This is a genomic window from Oceanivirga salmonicida (genome assembly GCF_001517915.1).
GTDB lineage: Bacteria > Fusobacteriota > Fusobacteriia > Fusobacteriales > Leptotrichiaceae > Oceanivirga > Oceanivirga salmonicida.
Window position 1 is genome coordinate 1 of sequence record NZ_LOQI01000114.1, and the last position, 2760, is coordinate 2760.

At 22.7% G+C, this 2760-nt stretch carries 2 protein-coding genes; both read right to left on the reverse strand.

Annotated elements, in window-relative coordinates:
- Positions 1-54: 54 nt before the first annotated feature.
- Entirely contained in the window at positions 55-828 is a 774-nt protein-coding gene (locus AWT72_RS08370) for a hypothetical protein (RefSeq protein ID WP_067143546.1), read from the reverse strand.
- Positions 829-846: 18 nt separating this feature from the next.
- Positions 847-2760 (reverse strand): hypothetical protein (locus AWT72_RS09820; protein WP_197407650.1); only part of this gene is annotated, 1914 nt, incomplete at its 5' end.

Genomic DNA, 2760 nt, shown 5'->3' on the forward strand with positions numbered 1-2760 from the left:
TTTTATTATATTTTTCATTTTACCTCTTTGATTATATTCCTAAATTAAATAATATTAACGTATTACTACTTCCATTATTTCTGAATTATAATATGGTTTTATTTTTTTTAGTAATTCTCCTTTATCTTTTTCTGGAATTTTAAGTGCCTCATTTGGAGAATTAGAAAAATTATACACATATACAAAATAATATTTTTGTTTATTTATATATTCCCACCAATCTATATTTGGAAACACTCTAGGTTTTTCAAAATATTTCTTTGCAATTTCTCTCTCTTCTAATATTTTCTTTTTTTCTAAAGATTCATCTTTATTTAATTTATATTTTCCAAAATCATAGTTTTCCATATTCCAATAAGAATAATTTATTGTTTTACTTTCAATACCATACAATACATTATTATCTTTTATGTAATATTGTATAGAAGAGTTAAGTTTGTAATTTTTATTTTTCGCATATTCATTAAGTATTTTTTCTATTTCATGAAAATTATTTCCTTTACTTAAATCATATATTAACTCATTTTCAATATATGCTTCATAGCCTAAAGTTTCAAAAAATAAATACAAAATTTTTATTTTAGGCTCTACTTTATAAAAATGACTTCTCCAAATTTCTACATACTCATTATTCAAATCTTTTCTAATTATTTTTAAACTAGCGGGTTCATCAATACCGCTCATTAGTGATTGCATTTCTATTTTTTCATCATCAAATGTTAAATTAAATTCTTTTTTTACAATATCTACAAAATCTTTTTTTAATGTTTTATCATAACATGAAACACTAAATATAAAGATTATTAATAGTTTTATTATATTTTTCATATACAATATTCCTTCCTATTATTTTAAGTATAAGTCATTTGATCTCTTATCAGGTGTTCCTAAATTATGTCTATTAAGAACAGATTTCTCTTCAACTTCATCATTTTTATTTATACTGTTTTGATATGATAATACTCCATAATTATATAAAATATCCTCACTAATACCTATTTCTTTTAGTAATTTTGATTTAATTAATTTTTTTATCCTAGCACCTGGGGTTTTTATTAATACTAATTCTCTATTTTCTCTAAGATCAAATTTAGAAACACTAACAGTTTCATTATTAACTATATATGTATTTCTAAGAATTGCATCTTTGGGATCATGTGCATATAAATCATTTCTTCCTGATATATCATATTCATTTGATCTATTTTTTATTGAATTTGATAAACTATATATTGAATTTTTTAAACCTGCTGCAGGAGTTAGTGTATCAAAAATATTATAATATCTAAAATTAGGTGCAGAATCTATAACCACTCCTTGTGTTCTTTCAATATTTAAAACCGAATCTTCTACTAATGATCCTCCTAAAGAATGCCCTATTAAAAATACAACTTTATCTTTATATTGAGGTATATTTTTTATTTTATTAACAAATCCTCTAAATTTTTCTCTTTGATCATATGGATCTAATTCTAGTTTATAATTAATTTTAAACAAATCTAGTACATCATTAAGTTTATTTTCAACTACAGTACCTATTTTAGTACTAAATGTTGGTAAGGCAAATCTTATATCTGACAAAATATCTCTATAGTCAGTTTTTTCTGTCCCTCTTACTACAATTATTGGTTCTCCATCTTTTGTTTCTAAAGCAATCGCATCTAGACCACCGAAAGAATCTATTATTTTATCTATTACTTTATATTTTTTATTTTGAATTGTTATTTTATCATTTATTTCAAATTCTTTTAAATTTTTATTATAAATATAATCTTGTGCTAAATATGCCACTTCTTTTGAATTTAAACCTTTTCTATCTATATTATTTAATGATAAATTCTTATCCTCTAATAATAATGATAATTTTTTATTTTGTGATGCTAATGAGACCTTTATGTTTTTCAATTCACCTGTCTTAAGATGCTTATATAACTTCTTTGATATTATATCTTGATCTTCTTTATTTAACTTATAATATCTTTCTTGATATTGTTTATCTAACTTAGATAAATATTGTTTTTCAAAATTTCCTTTATAATCTTCACCTTCTTTTATTTTGTAATTTCTTGTCCAGTATCTCGTATTTTCATAATCAATATAATCAGTTAATTTTATATTTAAATCTGTGAAACCTCTTTTTATCTTTAAACTTCCTTTTGCTGATTTAGAATCTAAAGCTTCATTTTCATATGTCCATCTATTTGTCTCATATATTATTATATTCACAAGATTATCTAAATCTTGTATATCTATTTCATTTAGATTTATAATCAATCTATTATTTTTATCTGTCCCTGCTATTCCTTCAAAATCAGGATCTCTAGTAAAGTCTATTCCACTAAATTCTTCACCTCTTATCTTTACATAATAATCTCCTAATTTTCTCACTAATTGTCCAATTTTATTTTCAATAATATCTCTTTTTAAACCTTTTGATCTTTTTAATTCCTTTTTTAATTCTATTAATTCCATTTTTACTTGATTTAAGAATAAATTTTCACTATGTCCATTTAATTCATTCAATCTACTTTTTAATTCTTCTTTAAATAAAACTTCTTTTGCTAATTTTTCATAATTTCCCCCTCTTTTATTTTCTGTTATTGTATTTATTTCTTTTAATAACTTTTTGCCTTCTATTGTTCCCTTTATTGCATCAATATATGCCTTTGGTGTTCCTATTACATTTTTTAAATCATCCGCAAACTTTAATGCTCCACTTGGCATCGCTAAGTCTAAATGTAAGTTATAGTCTACACCATG

Excerpts from the sequence above, each read along its gene's own strand:
- AWT72_RS08370 (WP_067143546.1), bottom strand. The coding sequence starts at position 828 with ATGAAAAATATAATAAAACTATTAATAATCTTTATATTTAGTGTTTCA.